Annotated in this window: 22 protein-coding genes; 4 read left to right on the top strand and 18 right to left on the bottom strand. The window is 42.2% G+C overall.

Features of this window, described 5'->3' with window-relative positions; translation table 11 throughout:
• Positions 1–36: 36 nt before the first annotated feature.
• From M1E09_RS08170 to M1E09_RS08135, 8 genes are all read right to left on the bottom strand, one after another.
• Entirely contained in the window at positions 37–324 is a 288-nt protein-coding gene (locus M1E09_RS08170; protein ID WP_456274339.1) for a YokU family protein, read from the bottom strand.
• Complete coding sequence (gene kamA, locus M1E09_RS08165) at positions 317–1,723, bottom strand: lysine 2,3-aminomutase (RefSeq protein ID WP_456274338.1); 1,407 nt, start codon at positions 1,721–1,723, stop codon at positions 317–319. The genes M1E09_RS08170 and kamA overlap by 8 nt, the downstream gene beginning before the upstream one ends.
• A gap of 156 nt (positions 1,724–1,879) precedes the next feature.
• Positions 1,880–2,719 carry a putative beta-lysine N-acetyltransferase gene (gene ablB, locus M1E09_RS08160; protein ID WP_456274337.1) on the bottom strand — a complete coding sequence of 280 codons (840 nt, stop codon included), beginning with the start codon at positions 2,717–2,719 and terminating at the stop codon, positions 1,880–1,882.
• Positions 2,720–2,798: 79 nt separating this feature from the next.
• Entirely contained in the window at positions 2,799–4,067 is a 1,269-nt protein-coding gene (locus M1E09_RS08155; protein ID WP_456274941.1) for a peptidase, read from the bottom strand.
• Between the two features lie 33 nt (positions 4,068–4,100).
• The gene (locus tag M1E09_RS08150; RefSeq protein WP_456274336.1) at positions 4,101–4,760 is read right to left on the bottom strand and encodes a 3-oxoacid CoA-transferase subunit B; all 660 of its coding nucleotides are present in this window, start codon (positions 4,758–4,760) and stop codon (positions 4,101–4,103) included.
• Positions 4,745–5,431, bottom strand: coding sequence for a 3-oxoacid CoA-transferase subunit A (locus tag M1E09_RS08145; RefSeq protein ID WP_456274335.1), 687 nt, complete (start codon positions 5,429–5,431; stop codon positions 4,745–4,747). The genes M1E09_RS08150 and M1E09_RS08145 overlap by 16 nt, the downstream gene beginning before the upstream one ends.
• Before the next feature lie 23 nt (positions 5,432–5,454).
• Complete coding sequence (locus M1E09_RS08140; RefSeq protein WP_456274334.1) at positions 5,455–6,768, bottom strand: aspartate aminotransferase family protein; 1,314 nt, start codon at positions 6,766–6,768, stop codon at positions 5,455–5,457.
• A 600-nt stretch (positions 6,769–7,368) separates the two neighbouring features.
• Positions 7,369–7,518 (bottom strand): YjcZ family sporulation protein, encoded by a 150-nt coding sequence (locus tag M1E09_RS08135; RefSeq protein WP_456274333.1) that lies wholly within the window; start codon positions 7,516–7,518, stop codon positions 7,369–7,371.
• A gap of 300 nt (positions 7,519–7,818) precedes the next feature.
• Here M1E09_RS08135 and M1E09_RS08130 point away from each other — a divergent pair, with 300 nt between their 5' ends.
• Entirely contained in the window at positions 7,819–8,394 is a 576-nt protein-coding gene (locus M1E09_RS08130) for a DUF502 domain-containing protein (protein WP_456274332.1), read from the top strand.
• Positions 8,395–8,441: 47 nt separating this feature from the next.
• Here the strand turns inward: M1E09_RS08130 and M1E09_RS08125 are convergent, their stop codons facing one another.
• From M1E09_RS08125 to rsgA, 4 genes are all read right to left on the bottom strand, one after another.
• A complete protein-coding gene (locus tag M1E09_RS08125) occupies positions 8,442–8,942 on the bottom strand; it encodes a PTS sugar transporter subunit IIA (RefSeq protein ID WP_456274331.1) in 501 nt (166 codons plus the stop codon).
• A gap of 69 nt (positions 8,943–9,011) precedes the next feature.
• The gene (gene msrB, locus M1E09_RS08120) at positions 9,012–9,440 is read right to left on the bottom strand and encodes a peptide-methionine (R)-S-oxide reductase MsrB (protein ID WP_456274330.1); all 429 of its coding nucleotides are present in this window, start codon (positions 9,438–9,440) and stop codon (positions 9,012–9,014) included.
• A complete protein-coding gene (msrA, locus tag M1E09_RS08115) occupies positions 9,437–9,979 on the bottom strand; it encodes a peptide-methionine (S)-S-oxide reductase MsrA (RefSeq protein WP_456274329.1) in 543 nt (180 codons plus the stop codon). Before msrA ends, msrB begins: the two co-directional genes overlap by 4 nt.
• A gap of 89 nt (positions 9,980–10,068) precedes the next feature.
• Positions 10,069–11,109: a ribosome small subunit-dependent GTPase A gene (rsgA, locus tag M1E09_RS08110; RefSeq protein WP_456274328.1), complete on the bottom strand. Its 1,041-nt coding sequence runs from the start codon at positions 11,107–11,109 to the stop codon at positions 10,069–10,071.
• A 354-nt stretch (positions 11,110–11,463) separates the two neighbouring features.
• Between rsgA and M1E09_RS08105 the strand changes: the two genes are divergently transcribed.
• Entirely contained in the window at positions 11,464–12,201 is a 738-nt protein-coding gene (locus tag M1E09_RS08105) for a DUF4397 domain-containing protein (RefSeq protein WP_456274327.1), read from the top strand.
• Between the two features lie 167 nt (positions 12,202–12,368).
• Here M1E09_RS08105 and M1E09_RS08100 read toward each other — a convergent pair whose 3' ends face one another.
• The 3 genes from M1E09_RS08100 to M1E09_RS08090 all read right to left on the bottom strand — a co-directional run bounded on the left by M1E09_RS08100 (position 12,369) and on the right by M1E09_RS08090 (position 14,855).
• A complete protein-coding gene (locus M1E09_RS08100; protein ID WP_456274326.1) occupies positions 12,369–12,947 on the bottom strand; it encodes a YpmS family protein in 579 nt (192 codons plus the stop codon).
• Positions 12,948–12,949: 2 nt separating this feature from the next.
• Positions 12,950–13,774 carry an SGNH/GDSL hydrolase family protein gene (locus M1E09_RS08095; RefSeq protein WP_456274325.1) on the bottom strand — a complete coding sequence of 275 codons (825 nt, stop codon included), beginning with the start codon at positions 13,772–13,774 and terminating at the stop codon, positions 12,950–12,952.
• Positions 13,775–13,886: 112 nt separating this feature from the next.
• Positions 13,887–14,855: a nucleoside hydrolase gene (locus M1E09_RS08090; protein ID WP_456274324.1), complete on the bottom strand. Its 969-nt coding sequence runs from the start codon at positions 14,853–14,855 to the stop codon at positions 13,887–13,889.
• 147 nt (positions 14,856–15,002) lie between these two features.
• Here M1E09_RS08090 and M1E09_RS08085 point away from each other — a divergent pair, with 147 nt between their 5' ends.
• Positions 15,003–15,497: a PCYCGC motif-containing (lipo)protein gene (locus M1E09_RS08085; RefSeq protein WP_456274940.1), complete on the top strand. Its 495-nt coding sequence runs from the start codon at positions 15,003–15,005 to the stop codon at positions 15,495–15,497.
• A gap of 357 nt (positions 15,498–15,854) precedes the next feature.
• Here the strand turns inward: M1E09_RS08085 and M1E09_RS08080 are convergent, their stop codons facing one another.
• The 3 genes from M1E09_RS08080 to M1E09_RS08070 all read right to left on the bottom strand — a co-directional run bounded on the left by M1E09_RS08080 (position 15,855) and on the right by M1E09_RS08070 (position 17,982).
• Positions 15,855–16,697, bottom strand: a complete 843-nt coding sequence (locus M1E09_RS08080) for a DegV family protein (protein WP_456274323.1) — start codon at positions 16,695–16,697, stop codon at positions 15,855–15,857.
• A gap of 267 nt (positions 16,698–16,964) precedes the next feature.
• Entirely contained in the window at positions 16,965–17,213 is a 249-nt protein-coding gene (locus tag M1E09_RS08075) for a DUF2535 family protein (protein ID WP_456274322.1), read from the bottom strand.
• Positions 17,214–17,304: 91 nt separating this feature from the next.
• Positions 17,305–17,982 carry an SOS response-associated peptidase gene (locus M1E09_RS08070; protein WP_456274321.1) on the bottom strand — a complete coding sequence of 226 codons (678 nt, stop codon included), beginning with the start codon at positions 17,980–17,982 and terminating at the stop codon, positions 17,305–17,307.
• A 131-nt stretch (positions 17,983–18,113) separates the two neighbouring features.
• Here M1E09_RS08070 and M1E09_RS08065 point away from each other — a divergent pair, with 131 nt between their 5' ends.
• A complete protein-coding gene (locus M1E09_RS08065) occupies positions 18,114–18,341 on the top strand; it encodes a hypothetical protein (protein WP_456274320.1) in 228 nt (75 codons plus the stop codon).
• Positions 18,342–18,551 lie beyond the last annotated feature (210 nt).

The following is an 18,551-nucleotide window of genomic DNA, read 5'->3' as shown; positions in this document are numbered from 1 at the left end:
AGGATACAAAAACGAGAGGACTACGTAAAGGGCCAGTCAGTCAAAACGGAAATAATTTTTCTTCAATTTCCTCTCGATTTTCATAAGCTCACGATAACTGACCCGATGTTCCAACTGCTTTGTATCGATTAGCAGGAGCTGATCTTCAATCTCTATTGTCACTTCTTCTTCTGTAAAAACAATACCGCAGTCGCTGCAGAATACTTGCGGAGTTCCGGTTATTTCAATGGCTCTTGACCCATCAGGAAGCTCCCAAAAGACTGGCCCTCTGCTTCTATATGCTTGTTCTTCCCCGCACCATGTACATCCAAACCTTTCATTCATCAGCGGACTCAGCCTTTTCCATTTTTTTTAACTGTGCCTGAAACTTTTTCTCTTTCAAGGTATCTCTCTTCTCCCTGAAATCCTTTAAGGATTTATGCTCGGGATTTTCATTGTATTTTTCTCTTCGATTCAACCTCTGCAGCCCTTCTGGAACCAAGGAAGATTTCGAGTCATTCAGCAGGCCGTTAATCCCTATAGAAGATTTATAGTCTTTTAGTGGATAAAGGGAGTTGAAATAGTCATCAGCCCTTCCTGGTGTATAATTTTCCGGTTCAGGATAAGTGGTGATGACACCTTCAAAGTTTCGCAGGACCACTTTTTCAGCACTCTGTGAAATCAGATAGTTAGGCTGAAGGGCTATTTTACCGCCCCCTCCCGGAGCATCGACAACAAAGGTAGGTACTGCATAACCTGAAGTATGTCCTCTCAACCCTTCAATGATTTCCAGTCCTTTAGAAACCGGCGCTCTGAAGTGCCCGATTCCTTCCGATAGATCACATTGGTAGATATAATACGGCCTTACACGGATTTTGACCAGATCATGCATGAGTTTTTTCATGATTGGAACACTGTCGTTGATCCCAGCGAGAATGACAGCCTGGTTACCAACCGGAACACCTGCATCGGCCAGCATTTCACACGCTTTCTTGGATTCCTCAGTTATTTCAATGGACGTATTAAAGTGGGTATTAAGCCATACAGGATGATATTTTTTGAGTATGTTACATAGATTTTCGGTGATTCTTTGTGGAAATACGACTGGTGCCCTCGTTCCAATCCGGATGATTTCTACATGGGGAATTTCTCTGAGACTTTTAAGAATGTACTCTAGAATCTTATCATTGATCAGAAGGCCGTCTCCTCCAGAAAGCAGAACATCCCTTACCTGAGGGGTTTCGCTGATGTATTGAATGGCTTCATCCAGCTGTTTTTTTGGCACTCCCATTCCGATTTGCCCGGAGAAACGTCTTCTTGTGCAGTAGCGGCAATACATTGAGCATTGGTTGGTGACAAGGAACAGGACGCGGTCTGGATATCTGTGAGTCAGCCCCGGGACAGGGGAATCTTCATCTTCATAAAGAGGATCCTCCATATCATACTTGGTTTTATATATTTCTTGTCCGATCGGCACAGACTGCATCCTGATCGGGCAGCGGGCGTCATCTTCATTCATAAGCCAGGCATAATAAGGCGTAATATTAAGAGGGATCGTTTTCGTTGATATTCTGACCCCCTCTTCTTCCTCGGGAGTCATGTCGATCACTTTTTTCAGGTCATCAAGTGTCCTGATTGTATTGGTCAACTGCCAAATCCAATCATTCCACTGTTCATCTGTAACATCCTTCCAAACTTCTATGTCCTTCCAATGTCTTTTCGGTTTATATAAATCGTTCAACATGGTTTACACCAGCCCTTCATCCATCATTTCACCAGACTGACAGCACTTTCATAGAAACAAACATTTCTCTTTCAAGTTACTTCTAGGCTATGATGGGCGACGAAAAATGGTTTCAATTTTTTTGTTTATTAAAGCAGCCTTTGGAGAGCCCACGTCTCAATGTGAACTTAAATCCTTCCACCACACATTCATATCTTCGATTTTATCCAAAATGTAGCAGTTGTTCACCAGTCTGCCGCCATAATGATAGCCCAGCTGCTTGAATGCTGCATTCATGCCAAACGAAAGTGACCTTGCGATGGTATAAGCACAGTAGATTTGCTGTTCGACGAGATATTGTTCCAGGCCGCTCAACAGCTGTTTCATCAGCCCTCCTCCTCTAAAAGATGGATGGGTCGCACAATCCGTCAGTTCTGCATTGCGGTGGCGGAAGTTAATTTCCGCAGACGCGGCACTGATGATTTCATTCTTTCGTTCAATAAAAAGGAATACTGTTCCGCTTTCAATCGATTTCCTGACAAATTCCGGTTTTTGCAAAGGAACAGGATAGACCGGAAACACACTCTCATATAATCCAGCCAGCCGTTCAGCGTCTGATATACCTGCTTTATGGAGTGTAAAAGCATGCAGGGGCTTTTTACTATCGGCCTCTAATTGCATAACATTTTCAAATACGTTTTCCGCCTTCATCCAGTGCAGAGGTACTTTCCTTTTTTCAGTAAGAAACTTTGATAAAAAGTATACGTCGCTTCCTTCAAAGTAGCCTCCCACTACTGCTTCAAGCTCAAATCCGCTGCTTAAAAATGCAAGAAGATGCTCCCTGCGTGACTTCACAATCACTTTCTCAGCATTAGCTTTATCTGCATGAAACTGAATTAGTTTGTGGATTTCGTCCAAGTTTCCCGTATACCCATCCACCCTGATTCTTTGATTGAAACTATCAAAATATATATCTAGTGAAGCCATTTTACTAATTATCGTCTTGCTGAATTGCATAACACTTCCCTCCCTTCCTCGAGCCCGTGTTAAATATAGTCGAAAAGAGCAGCCAAAACCTCTGCTCTCATCCTGCTTATTAATCTTCTGCTGCTGCTTCACACCATGAGATCATAGTTGAAACGATAACCTCTGCAGTTTGAAGTATCTTTTGAACCTCAATATATTCATTTGCATCATGTGCAGCTTCAGTAGTTCCCGGTCCGAAAACGACGACAGGAATATTTCCTCCCTTTGAAAGAATCCCTCCATCTGTTCCCCATGGCGACGCTTCAATGACAGGTTTCTCCTTAAAAATATCTTTATAAGATTCACAAATGACTTTCAAAAATGGGTGTTCGGTTTCAAGGCTTCCGGGCTGCCATCTCCCGCCGAACCACTCCAGCTCTACAGGGTGAAGTTCAAACCACTCATCCCTATCAGATAGGCGTTTTAAACACTCTTCAAGCTCTTTCTCTACTTCCTCCATCGTCTCGTGAGGACCTACCCCGATTCTCCCTTCGATGACAGCCATGTCAGGAACGGATGACGGCCATTTACCGCTTTCAAATTTCCCAATATTAATCGGAAATGGGATCGGGATACTTTTGTAGAGTGGATCTGTTACATTCTCATTTCTTTCCTGCTCCAGTTCTTTTATCTCAGCAAGAACTGTGAATGCCTTATCTATGGCGTTCACTCCTTCATACCGTGTTCCTCCGTGTGCCTGTTTTCCTTTGACACGGAGCCTGAACCACATGGACCCCTGCTGTTTTGGAAATATTTTCAGATTGGTGGGCTCTGGAATAATCGCAGCATCTGCCGTGTATCCCCTCTCCAATGCTGCCAGTGTTCCGGTCCCTCCGCTTTCTTCTTCTATGACACTTTGAAAAACCACATCACCTTTCAACTCGATCCCTTTTTCCTTCAAGGCTTCAATTGCCAGCAAAAGGGCAACCGTCCCGCCTTTCATATCAGTCGAGCCCCTTCCAAAAACTTTTCCATTCACATGTTCACCGGAATAAGGATCAATATTCCACGTTGAAGGATCCCCCTCTGGAACAACATCGATATGTCCATTCAAGATGATGGAACGGCCCCCTCCTTTTCCTTTTAATACTCCCACTACATTTGGATTGCCACTGAAATCGTCCCGGTCGCATCTATAAAAGCGGTGGTTTGCAATATCCTTCTTTTCAATTTCCCAAATATCGAGTGCCAACCCCAATTCTCTGCACTTCTCAATGATTACAGCCTGTGCTTTTGCTTCATTTCCCCTGACACTTTTCTCTTGTACAAGTTTTTGCAAAAGACGGACTGCTTGCGCTTCTTGGCTGTGTATCCATTGATGAACAGCGGAATGATCCATTCTTTGCACATCCTTCCCCCTGAATTTCGGCAGCTATATGATACGGAGATTGTTGGAGGTTTTAAAATCGGCCCGTGTGTTTTGCTCGATTTCCTTCAAGGAATAGGGTTCAAAAATTTCTACCAGTGTGAGTGTTCTTTCTTCTACCTCAAATACACCCATATCTGTAATGACAAGATCAACACATTCTTTGGCAGTCAATGGAAGTGTGCATTCCTTTACAACCTTGCTGTTTCCATACTTATCACAATGGGCCATAACAACAATCACTTTTTTTGTCTTCATCGCCAGCTCTGTAGCCCCACCCATGCCGGGAACTTTTATACCGGGAATAATCCAGTTAGCCAAATCTCCTTTCTCACTTACCTCCAGCGCTCCAAGGATAGTCAAATCCAAAAGCCCCTTCCTGATGATACTGAAGGCAGTAGCGCTGTCACAATAACTCCCGCCTTCCATAAGGGTTACAGGAAATCCCCCTGCATTACACAGGTTGGCATCTTCCTTGCCTCCCTGAGGCGACTTCCCTATTCCGAGAATACCGTTTTCGGCATGGAAGAGTATGTTCTCCGATCTATTCAAATGGTTGGGGACTAACGAAGGGATGCCGATTCCCAGATTCACGACCATACCCTCTTTGATTTCACGTGCCGCTCTCGCTGCCATTTTGTTTTTCTCTTTTACTCCCAGGCCCACTTCCAATCCACCCCTTTTGAAAGCACTATTTTATCCACGAAGACACCGGGAGTCACAATCTCTTCAGCATCCAGCTCCCCTGCTTCTACAATCTCTTCCGCTTCTACGATTGTAGTGTCGCAAGCCATTGCTACTAACGGGTTGGTGTTTCGAGCGCTTTTGTCATAGACGAGATTGCCAAGTGTATCTGCCTTCCGGGCATAAATGATTCCCACTTCTGCTGTAAGAGCTGTTTCAACCAAAAAAGTTTTCCCTTCAATTTCGAGGCTTGTTTTTCCTTTATTTAAATACGGATCATCGGTCCCAACATCCGAAATAATGCCATAAAGCCCTGATCCTCCCGCTCTTATCCGTTCAGCCAATATCCCTTGAGGAGAAAATTCCACCTCCAGTTTTCCTTCACTCATCAACTTCCCTGCAATTGGGTTGCTTCCGATGTGTGAGGCTATGATTTTTATTGCCCTACCCTCAGACACCAGCTGGCCAATCCCAATAGAAGGAAATCCGGTATCATTGCCTATTAATGTCATCCTGGTTATTTCCCATTGAATAAGGTGCTTGATAAGAGTAGGAGGAGAACCAACCCCGCCGAAACCGCCAAACATTAAAGTCATCCCATCATGGAAGTAATCCCGGATCTCTTCATAAGTGCTGACTTTTTGCCCCCTCATTTGTCTCCCTTCTTTCTTTTTGTTTATAGCTGGCTTGCTGCCTTTAAGGCATTTTCAAACCTTGCAGATAGTTCATCCATCTCTTTTGTTGTAATGGTAAGGGGAGGAGCGATAAGGATGGCCGCTCCGCTTCTTCCATCTAATCCTGCAGCAGCAGGGTAAAGGAGAAGACCTTCTTTTTTTGCTTCATTAATGATCACTGCAGTAAAAGCAGAATCAATCTTTTTCCCGTTAATGGCTCCTGAGAACTCTATTCCCAGCAGAAGACCCCTTCCGCGAATGTCTGCAATAAATGCAAACTCCCCGCTTAATTGTTGGAGTTTCTTATTCAAGTATTTCGACTTTTCCTCAACCCCTTCAATAAGCTTTTCTGATTTAACCAGTTTCAAGACAGCAAGAGCTGCTGCACTCGATAATGGATTTCCGCTGAAAGTGTGGCCGCTCATGATTACTTGTGAACCTTGGAGGACAGGGTCTAATACATTTTTCGTCACCAAAGTTGCAGCAATTGGAGCATACCCCGCACTCAATCCCTTTCCTAACGCAACGATATCCGGCAGGACTCCCCACTGTTCCATCGCCAGAAATGTTCCTGTTCTTCCACATCCCGTCATGACTTCATCGGCAATAAAAAGAACCTCATACTTCTCACAAATTTCTTTTATTACCTTGAAATATTCCGACGGCGCATCAATGGCTCCGCCTGCTGCTCCAATAACAGGTTCCGCGATAAAGGCAGCGACATTGCCTTCTCCCAGTCTCCTGATGACTGTCTCAAGCTGCCTTGCACAGTGGAGATCGCAGCTGGGATATGTCTTTCCATAGGGACACTGAAAGCAGTACGGAGGTTCAATGGCTGGCCAATCTCCCACAAACGAATCAAACCTTTCCCTTCGGACAGGATGGCCTGATGCAGAAAGGGCTCCAAAAGTGATGCCATGATAGCTCAGCCATCTTGAGATCACTCTCCGTTTCCCAGGCTTGCCTTTCTCTTGCCAATGCTGGATGGCAATTTTCACAGCTGTCTCGACAGCTTCGGATCCGCTATTCACAAGAAAACACCAATCCAGACCGGTTTCTTGTGATAGAAGGGCAGCAAGTTGTTCACTTGGCTCGTTCGTAAATTGTGAACGATATACAAACGAAACCTGCTGCCCTTGCCTGTAAATGGCTTGCAATATTTCTTCTATTCCGTGGCCGATATTTGCTGTTACCGCCCCTGAACAAGCGTCAAGATATTCAAACCCATTTTTGTCATAGAGATAAACGCCTTTACCGTAGTCAATTTCGGGATAACTTTCCGTCAAAAACGGTTTGATTAAATGAGAATGAGGCATGAAACCCCCTCCTGAACAAAGTGGAGTTCTACTCTTATTAATACTTATGATAAATGCGGAGAATCTTTCTTGATGATAAAAAAGTTTATAAATAAAAGTAGAAGCGGCCCTGATTAGGCTAGAACATCAACATTCACGTAGAGGCGCTATTGTGTCTTTGATTACGAAAAAATGAAAATCGACAACCCCATTGAGGTGCTATGACGTCATCAATTGCGAAAAAATGAAATTCCACAACCCTATAGAGGCACTATGGCGTCATCAAATCCAAAAAAATGAATTTCCACAACCCCATAGAAGAGCTATGGCGCCATCAAATCCGACAAAATGAATTTCCACAACCCCATAGAGGTGCTATGGCGTCATCAAATGCGAAAAAATGAATTTCCACAACCCCATAGAGGCGCTATTGCGTCATCAATTGCGATAAAATGAAATTCCACAACCTCATAGAAGCGCTATGACGACATCAAATCCGAAAACAGAAGATCCAGGCCATAGCCAATCAATAAAAGGATAGATTTTAAAAAACCCATAAAAAAAAGGCTGGCAGCCCCAGCCTCCTTTAGTGAATTTCATTTCATCATTGTTTATAGCCAATTAGCATTTAGGCGCGTAGCACACAGCACCAATAATAATCAAAAGAATAAACAATACAACAATCAAGGCAAATCCGTTGTTGTATCCAGAGACACCAGCTACAGGAGCTGCAGGGTAAGCATAATAACAATCGTCATATCCGTAATGCATTCATATCACTCCTCGGTTTTATTTCTGTTTCAATGTTACTTTATGTATAAACCGCCTAAAGTGTTTATGTTTTCGCCCAAAATAGGCTCTTGGAATTTGTTAATTCATTCGGAAAGTTGACAGGGGGTATAAAGACCGCAAAAATGTATTTTCATTGTACAGTTTATGCTTTATACTTACCGAAGAGTTATGATATGCCGGAATCTCATTTCCCGAGGAGATGACGGGTACAAGTTATCCATTTGGCAGTTGGAAACTGACATCATGGCGATTATGAGCAAATGAATAGAGGAGAGTACAATGAAGTATTTTTTCAAGAACTTTGTTAATGGTGTATTGACGATTTTGCCAATTGGATTGGTCGTTTATGTAGTCTATAAGCTCTTCATTTTTCTTGATGGGCTCCTTGGCAACCTGCTGAGACCCTATCTTGACGAGAACTACATCCCTGGGATTGGATTGCTGCTGACGGTCATCTTGATCACCCTCCTTGGCTGGATGTCGACCAGATTCATTACCGGCACAGTCATTAGAGCCATAGATTATCTTTTAAAGAAGATTCCTTTGGTAAAGACGCTTTACAGTATTATTAAAGACACCGTACATTCCTTCATCGGTGAGAAAAAATCTTTCTCCAAGGTGGCACTTGTGACACTTCCCGGGACGGGAATGAAATCACTCGGCTTCATCACTTCAGAACAGCTTGAACTGTTTCACAGCCCGCTTCAGGATTTCGTGGCGGTATATATCCCGCAAACTTTCCAGGTTGCCGGATATACATTTTTAGTTCCAAAAGATGAGATAGAAATTATTGATGTCAGCCCTGAAGATGCAATGAAATTCATCCTGTCAGGCGGGATGACATCTTCTAAATAGCAAAAGGAAAAACACAAAAAAAGAGCTGAAAAAATCAGCTCTTTTTGTTATTTTACTGACACAGTCATGACCTGGCTTTCTCCGCCTGTTACTTCTCCTGTATCATTCTTCTTGATTTCATCCACCTTATCGCCGTTGGTGATAATTACTGGTGTTATGGTGCTTTTAGCTTTTTCCTTAACAGCGTCCATGTCAAATGTCACCAGGGAATCGCCGACCTTCACTTTTTTCCCTTCTGACACATGAGCTTCAAACCCTTCACCATTCATAGATACTGTTTCAAGTCCTATATGAATAAGGATTTCAACACCATTTACCGCTTTAATCCCCACTGCATGTTTCGTAGGGAAGACTTGAACAATCTCCCCATCGACTGGAGATACGACCTTTCCGTCCGTCGGATCGATGGCTATTCCATCACCCATCATTTTTTGAGAGAAAACAGGATCCGGAACTTCTTCGAGACTGATCAACTTACCGGCAAGAGGTGAATGAATATTAATGGATACAGGCACCTCTTCTTTCTTTCCGAATAGCTTTTTAAACATAAATTTCAGCCCTTCCTGCAATAAAGTATAAGCAATGAAACATCCATCTTATTATCTGCCAGGCTCGCATCAATCAAAGAGCTTCTTATATTCTCCGTAACCTTCTTTTTCCAAGTCCTCTTTAGGAATGAATTTCATAGCAGCAGAGTTGATACAGTATCTTAATCCGTCGGGACCGGGACCATCATCAAATACATGGCCAAGGTGAGAGTTACCAGATTTGCTTCTGACCTCTTTTCTCTCCATAAAATGGCTGTAATCCATTTTTTCCTCGACTTCTTCTTCCTTTATTGGCTTAGTAAAGCTTGGCCATCCGCACCCTGCATCATATTTATCCTTGCTGCTGAATAACGGCTTGCCGGATACAATATCGACATAGATGCCATCACCAAATTCATCCCAGTATTCGTTTTTGAATGGAGGTTCTGTCCCATTATTTTGTGTTACTTCATATTGCAAGGGTGTCAATTCTTTTTTCAATTCATCTTTTTTGTTCATTTACTACTCCCCCAATGCTCTTGTGTAAATGCTTTTCTTCCCGAACCAATGCTATATCTTTGATAGTGTGAAGGATTTTTCCTGTAGTAATGCTGATGATATTCCTCCGCTGGATAAAACTCTTTTGCCGGAAGGATTTTGGTTACAATTGGTTTGGAAAACTTATTGCTTCGTTCCAGATCTTCTTTGGACTTTTCTGCTGCAGCCCGCTGTTCCTCATCATGGAAGAAAATCGCTGTTGTATAAGAGTGTCCCCTGTCAAAAAACTGTCCGCCTGGATCAGTAGGATCGATTTGCGGCCAGTACAGCTCAAGTAATTTCTCATATGGGAACAGTTCAGGGTCATAGGTTATTTGTACGGCTTCAAAATGGCCGGTGGTTTCTGAACAGACTTCACGGTAGGTCGGATTTTTTACATGTCCCCCTGTGTAACCGGAAACAACCTTCTTAATGCCGGGCATTTCGTCAAATGGCTGAACCATGCACCAGAAACAACCTCCTGCAAAGGTCGCTTTCCTTGTCTCCGTGTTTTCCTTCATCACTCTCATCCTCTCCGGGTTACTCTTAAACAATATTCCCTTTATTGAATTATTCTAACGTTATTTTGATGAGAGGTAAAAGAATTAAACTACTTGCGGCCCACCCGATTTTGGGAGAGTTTTTTCCACTTCTTCCTTTCCAGGGATTGAAGCCGTTTATCGGCCCTCCGAATGGAGTACTCTATCTCTTTCAAAAGCTTCAAATAACTCATAAACCGTTCTTCTGTAAGCAAACCTTGTTCTATCGCAATTCGGACAGCACATCCAGGTTCATCTTCGTGTTTGCAATCTCGGAACTTGCATAACTCTGCATATTCCTCGACATCTTTAAATTGCGCAGAAATCCCTTCATTCCCTTCCCACATTTGCAGCTCTCTCATGCCGGGGGTATCAATGACGAAAGCTCCATTCTCCAACGTAAACATTTCCCTGTGCGTAGTTGTATGTTTTCCTTTACTGTCCTTTTCCCTGATCTCCCGGACAGCCTGCAGGCTTTCCCCGGCTAAGCTGTTCAGCAGTGTGGATTTCCCAACACCAGAAGAACCTACAAGGGCAACCGTCTTCCCCACAGTCAGATACGGCTCAAGATTGTGGATTCCTTGATATTCAAAAGATGATACAGGAATAACAGGAACTCCCATGGCAACCGTTTCAACTTCTGCTATTTTTTCCTCCAGATTGGCGCATAAATCCGCTTTACTAAGGATAATGACCGGTGCTGCTCCACTTTCCCAGCACAACAGAAGATACCTTTCCAGCCTGTTCAGATTAAGATCATCATTCAATGATGTTACGATAAATAGGAAGTCAACATTGGCTGCAATGATTTGTTCCTCTGCCTCTTCTCCCGCTTTCTTTCGTGAAAACTTACTTAATCTCGGCAAAACCTTCTCAATCATCGCCTGATTGTGGCCTAAAGGATTGAATGCAACCCAGTCACCAACTGCCGGCAAATCTTCAGCAGCGTGCGTTTCGTAATAAAACTTTCCTGTCAATTTGGCTTGGAACTCACCCTCCAGTGACAAAAGTGAATAAATTCCTTTTTGCTGTGATGTCACTCTTCCAGCCAATAAAGAATTGTTCCCCAGTTGATTTGATCTTTCTTGAAACACATCGTTATATTTATTCAAACTGTTTCCTCCTAATATTTCCGGGTTTCCGGCAAATAAATTTATACACAAAAAAACCATGGCATCCTGACACAGCCATGGTTCTTTATGCATATCAAAGAAACAGTTGATCTATAGAAAATGTCAACTAGTTTAAACGATACTCCGCACATCGAAAACAGGCCGTGTCATTGTAAACAGCAAAAGATACAGTTGATTTACTCATAACACATCACCCGCTTTCATATTAGTTATTCCTATTATGCCTCACATTACCATAATTTACAACTGTTTTTTTGAAAAATAGGTATTTTCACCAATTCATTGCCCTCCGCATAGTGTATTGAGGTAAATCCAAATATAGGAGAGAGATGTATGACACACAGAGAAACCTACCTTCAAAAGGCTGCTATGTATGACTTATTATCCATGTATTATAAATACTCTGATCCCCGCCTTCACATACATTACTACCACAAACATATTAAATACATGAAAAAAGCGATTCATGGCGTGAGGACACATCAAGAAAACAGTCCTGCCTTTGTAAGGGTGCTTCATGCTGTTCCGGATGCTCCGAATGTTGATGTGTACCTGAATGGAAATAAAGTGTTAAGCAATGTGGCGTTTAAGGACATCAGTGAATTTTTGCCGCTTCCAGCAGGTAAATATCACATTGACATCTACCCGGCAGGAACAAGCGTCAACACGGTCATCAGTAAGAAAGTGGCTGTGGAAGCAGGAAAAACCTATACGCTTGCTGCTGTCGGCAAGGGGCAGAAACTGCAGCTCCTCCCATATGTATCAGATCCGTTCGTTCCTACAGGAGAAACCAAGGTGAGGTTCATCCACCTATCCCCGGATGCACCTGCTGTAGATATCGCTGTCCAAAAAGGTGATGTGGTTTTCCCGCATGTCTCCTATAAACAAGCAACTGATTACTTGGGCCTTACCCCTATGACAGTGAACCTTGAGGTGAGGGCTGCAGGCACGAAGAATGCGGTACTTAAGGTTCCGAATGTAACATTGAAACCGAATCAAACTTATACCATCTTTGCGGTCGGACTCCTGGGGGGAAATCCGGAGCTGGAAGCTTTGCTCGTTAAAGGGTAATGGGTGCAGAGCAAAACTGTTCTCAAGCAGAGTCTGTATCAGACTTCAAACGGGAACAGTTTTTTTATTTGGCCCGCCCCGCCTGTCACATCTCACCAGCAGAACGTTTATGAAAAAATCGAAACAAAAAGATGGCTCATTCACATCGGAATAAACCATCCTGGCCTTTAGTCTATAGGGACAAGCATATTAAATACGATATCATCATTTTTTAAATCAAATGTTTTTGCCCGTACCTGGAGATCACTTTTCATCTCGAGGTTTTGCAAAGAGACATAGATCAGTTCGTCGTTCGGCTGGATTTTCACCCATTCCGGAAAATTATACGAATCCCTGATGATTTTCAACACATGCGAAACAGGAAGATTTAACGTTCCCACGGAAATGGAATCCTGCTTCAATAACAGATCCCCATTTTCAAGCGCATTGGCTTCAAACGTCATTTTGAAATTGATTTCACTTGTGAAAACGGGAACCGAACCATTGAGCTCTACATGGTCATTCAGGACCACTGAATAGTCTACCGGCCCTTTGATCCCTTCTTCTTCAATATAGTGATCGATCATTTGATTCAGGTCTTTTTTTGAAGCCTTTATTTGAAAGGCCACATTTTCTCTCTCTTTAAGATTTTCCTCGGCCAATTCCGCGTCTTCTATAGGGATCATTAACAAAACGGCAGCTATCACGAGCACCAGAATATTAAGTCCCAGAAGAGTGAAAAAGCCTGCTTTCCATCTATTTCTCATTCTTACAGCCCCTCTTCTCCGACAATAAATTCATTTTGTGTCAGCTCTGCTAACGTTTCCCGTTCTGCCAGCTCCTCAAACATCCTGTCCGCCATCATTTCATAGCCTTGATCGTTTGGATGAAAATAATCATCAAAAAGGAGGCTGTCCTTCCCTTCGATAAAAATGTCATTTATCCTGATAAAAGCAGTTCTATCATACTCCGACAGTATTTCCTCGCTCAACCCGTTCCAATTCAAGATAATCTCATTCACTTCTTTTATATCCGAGAACCAGGTATTGAAAGGATTGTAGATTCCTACCAAAACAATTCCGGTGTCAGGATTATATTCGCGGATCAGAGTTAAAATTTCCTTTAGGCGGTCAGCGTATTGGATAGATTCATCATTGAAGACGGCAAGATTTAAATCATAAAGGTTTTCTTTAAAGACCTTCATCACATCGTTGCCTCCAATGGTTATGAAAACAATATCAGACTGCTTAATAGCTGATTCAATATCGTCATTTTTCAAACGTTTCAGCAATTGGTCCGTGCGGTTTCCTTTCTTGCCAAAGTTCGAAAATTCTGCCGTTTTCACCGAGTCAAGCGCTTCCAGTCTATCTTTCAAGTACGGAACATATCCCCCGCTTTTTGTACTGTCTCCTACGCCCTGTGTCAAAGAATCGCCGATTGAAACAACTTTCATTGTTTTTGGAACAAAATCTGCAGGCGGTTGTTCTTTTTCAACAAGTGTACGCGTAAGCTGCGAATGTTCCAGAACCTGAGAAGTTGAACAGCCGTATAGTAGAAATGTGAGCAAAAAGAGAGAGAAGAAAATCTTTCTCACAGAAACATCTCCTCTCATTTTTTAATAATATTATATCATGAGAGTTTCTTTAAGACAGACTCTTTTCACTTTTCCCTTCACAATGCCCAATTGCCATATCTAACTATAATTGTTAACGCCATGGAGGAGTTTTAAACGCATGGAATACATCTTCAATAAAACGCTTGTAATTAAAGTGAACAGCTACATAATGTTTTTTCCAATCAGCTAGATCCGTGCTTTCTCGAAAGTCTCCAGTACTTTGTCCGAATGTGCTTCCCAAGTTGACTTCAATTTTGACAGGGACTTCGACAAACTTCATTTCAGCCTCCGGAGAAAGGGACCAAATGGCCAGCAAGTCATGAAGCGGACTTCCTGAAATCCCGGGATATGTCTCCTTATAGAATTTCTGATAATAATCTACAATCGGTTTTATGATTGCGCCCACTTTATCCCCGCTTTGATGAAAATATTGATCCAGATCATTGATCATTTCTGAAGTGAATAAAGCGTATTTTGTAACATCAAGCGGAATAATATAAGTTGGCTTAGGCGAGAGCTGCAGAACAATGTTAGCTGCATAAGGGTCACCATAGATGTTCGCTTCAGCTACTGGAGTGATATTGCCCGGAACACCAAATGCCCCGCCCATTATATAAAAATCGTTCACAAGTTTCATTGTTTCAGGATAAAGAATAAAAGCAGTCGCTAAAGAAGTCAGTCTGCCTGCACTGTAAATTGTAATATCATTCTGATATCTGTTAATAATTTCCCGGACTTCAAAAAAGTTCTCCAATATGGACTCATCCACATGGTTATTTTCTGGAATGATCGGTCCCAGTCCGGCAATACCATGAATTTCAGGGAAATATTGAGGGAGCTCCCCTGTTAACGGCGAAACAGCTCCACCGATAACAGGCCTTGTCGCTCCTGTTAACTCTTGGAGGAATTGAACGTTCTTCAATGCAGTCTGTTTGGAAACGTTCCCGTAGTCAGCGACAATGCCGACTATTTCGATTTCCTCTTTATAATATGCATAAAGCAGAGCTACGACATCATCAACGCCAAAATCTGAAAACAATAAAACTTTTTTTCTTGCCACTCTGCATCACTCCTTATATTTAACTACCAATTCTCTATGTTTACCTTTGACAAATTATTAACAATTTAATGCTTTTATAACTTTCAGCCTCCAAAGATGATATGATGTATTCATTAATTTGAGGAGTGATGATTAATGCGTAAAGGGATAGCTTTATATATTGTTAGTCTGACAGCGCTGCTGTTATTCATAACCGGCTGCAGTTCTGCTGCTGAAAACAGCAATAATTCTTCCGAAGAACACAATCACGAACATGAACAGCTTGCCAACGGGGACATTAGAGAAGAAACAGCAGGAGTAGATCAACTCCCTTCATTTCTGGATGAGAAGGACGAGAATATTAAACTGGTTTATTCTTCGGCAGCACAGCATACAGAACTGCTGGAGTACATCCCTTGTTACTGCGGGTGTGGTGAATCAGCAGGCCACATGAACAATTTGAATTGTTTTGTACACAAGATTGAAGACGGCAAAGTGACATGGGATGACCACGGAACCAGATGCCTGGCCTGCCTTGAAATTGCTGCTGAATCAATTGTCATGTACGAAAAAGGAAGTTCCATTAAGGAAATAAGAAATTATATTGATGAAACATATAAAGAAGGTTATGCAAAACCGACTCCTACACCAATGCCTTCTTAATTTAATTATCTTTTTAAATGGCTCCTTTCGTAGTGATTGTGGCTGTTTAAAAGAATGGATTCCCGCTCCAGACGCACGACTCCGCGGGGCGGGCGGTGAGCCTCCTCGGCTTTGCCTGCGGGGTTACGTTCCGGTGGGTACGTAACCTTGGTCTCACCTGTCCCGCTAGTCCCGCAGGAGGTCGTACTTCTTCCGCTCCAATCCCCCTACGTAATAGGGTAGAGGGTAAAATAGTATTAAAAGCTACAATCTTTCAGAAAAGAGCCGCTTTAATTAAAGAAGACTAAATCAGCAATTGATTTAGTCTTCTTTAATTATATTCGATTGAAGTGTATTCAATTATTCAGGAAACCGAAATCATTCAGAATAGTACATAAAGCCTATAGCACCAGGACCAGTATGTGTGCTGATGATTGGTGTTGTATCTTCTATTTCGATAGCTTCGTAGCCGGTCAGCTCAATGATGCGGCTTTTCAGCTTCTGTGCAAGGTCGAGACCGTCAGCGTGTACAAGTCCTACTCCCTGTATTGTTTTTCCTTTTACATCCTCCACAAATTGTGCGGAAAGGTATTTTACAACTTGTGAGTGGCTACGCACTTTGGTAACTGGCGTATACTCACCGCCATCAAGCGAAGCAATCGGCTTAATATTCAGAAGTGAACCGATTAATGCCCTACCCTTTCCAATTCGTCCGCCTTTCACAAGATTTTCCAATGTATCAACGACGACAAATAGATTGGTTCCATTTTTTATCTGCTCCAATCTTGTCAATATATCATCCAGGCTTTTCCCTTCAGAAGCCATCTTGGCTGCCTCTATAACTTGAAAAGCAAGAGCCTTTGAGATAAACCGGGAATCTACCACCATTACTTCGGAAGAACTCATTTCAGCTGCACTTTCGGCAGACCTTACCGTACCGCTCATATTTCCGGTCATATGTATAGAAAGCACAATGCTGCCGTCTTTTCCCAGCTCATCATACAACTGTGCAAATTCTCCCGCAGGAGGCTGCGAGCTTTTCGGCAGTTCGCCGGACTGTTTCATTTTCTCCATGAATTCCTTAGGTGTTATATCGATCCTGTCCAAAAATGTCTCACCTTCAATCGAAATAGACAGTGGAACCACATGAATACCATACTTCTCTATTTCTTCTTTTGAAAGGTCGACAGTCGAATCTGTAACGATTTTAACTTCTTTCATATCCACACATCCTTGTCTCCCATATGCTTTGTATTATACCTTTATATCCGTTTTATTTGAAATATTTTATCAGCGGGACCGGCTTTCTATAAGATTCATTGGCCCTAAAAATACTTTTCACAAATAACACGCTGTATAAACTCAATTTTTTTCCCACATGATCAGGCTCCCTTTCGGGTGGTGAGTCAAAATAGTACCAGATGCAGCTGGAAACCTCATAAAAAAGAAGCATCAGTATATTACTGTGCTTCTGCTGAAAAGATTAAATCAGGCATTGTTTTTTAATTCTACGGTATGATAGATACTTTGGTATTCTGGCCACTTCAGGTGTTTCTTTAAGTAGTCACGGAAGCTGTAAACCTTCTTCAATGGATTCTGATAAATCTCAGAAATGTAGATTTGAAGTCTGATACTCACTTTAAAATGAAAAGGGTTATCCTGGGCCAAAACTGGAATTTCCGAAATCCTTACCTTCTGTCCATAACAATTTTTGAACTCAAGGCTTTTTAGTAGCAAAATATCAATCCTCTTTTTCACCCGTTTATAACTATATTATACCTTATAATCAATGAAAACAGTTGACTGTTCTTGTAATTTTTCAAATTTCTTATGACAAATTCTCCAACGGTTCTACACACGCCTTATAATCATTTTTTGGAGAATTGACTTCCGGAGATACCTTATACTTCATCATAAGTTCTGAAGGGTAAGGCTCCAGAAGATCTTTTACTTCTTTGAATGAAAGGTCTTCTGTTGAGAGCCAGCGATTTATATTCTCTTCCCCTCTTAATATGACCGGCATCCTGTCATGCACCGGCTGAACAAGTTCGTTCGCTTTCGTTGTAATGATCGTTGATGTCACCGACACCGAGTTTTCATTCCCATGCTTGTCCCAAAGGCCTGCGAAAGCAAAAGGCTCCTTATCCCGCATCAAGAATCGTACCGGGTGCTTCTTACCCTCCTTTTGTTCCCATTCAAAAAAGCTGTCTGCAAGGATGGCTGTCCTTCTTTTATTAAGTAGGTGCTTAAAGCTTGCTTTTTCTTCAAGAGATTCTCCTCTGGCATTGATTAGCGGTTTCCATTTACTCTGGTCTTTTACCCAGAATGGTATAAGTCCCCATTGAATAGGTCCCGCTCTTCTCTTGCCGTTCCTTGATATCAAAGAAAGTACCGTTTGTGAAGGAGCAACATTAAAACGAGGGCCCCACTCATCAACCAGTTCATCGATCATGAATTGATCAATCAGCTCTTCATAAGAAACAGTGAGGGTAAACCTTCCGCACATTTTATCCCAACCTTTCGTTCGAGTTTAGTCCATCTGTTCCGCTTCCAGGGAGTATGTATTTCCATTTATAACACATATTATATAAGATTTTTCAACTCAAACATAATAAAGGAATTGGAGGCTGAAATGATTTGGAACTTGAACTGAAAACCATTGACAGTGAACTGCCTGTTGTGGTGACTATCGACCCGGATAATGGTATTTATACAATCCGAAAAAGTGATACAAGTGGAGAAGTGTTTAATAACGCTGAAGATCTTTTTTCATGGTATCGGGAAAATATGAATCCAGGCTTGTTTGCATCCGATACAGAATATGAGCATTCATTAAATTGGATTAATGAGAAGATTCCTTTATAGGAACCGTTATTATTTTAAAACCTCTAGATTTATCGAGTTCCATTCGGACTGTAATCGTTATCTGAGGCTCGGTTGAGTCCGAATCCGGGTCTCGTTCAAAGAAAGCAATCCCCCTAAGACACCCCTGACCGGCTGCCATCCCAGCAAAACAGCGAGGGAAAGATGTTTCCCACTGAGTTTTATCCCCAAAACAAAACAATAATAATCGCA

Source organism: Bacillus sp. AK031, from assembly GCF_053903065.1.
The sequence above is the reverse complement of the archived record's forward strand: the minus strand, read 5'-3'. Positions and strand labels throughout refer to the sequence as shown.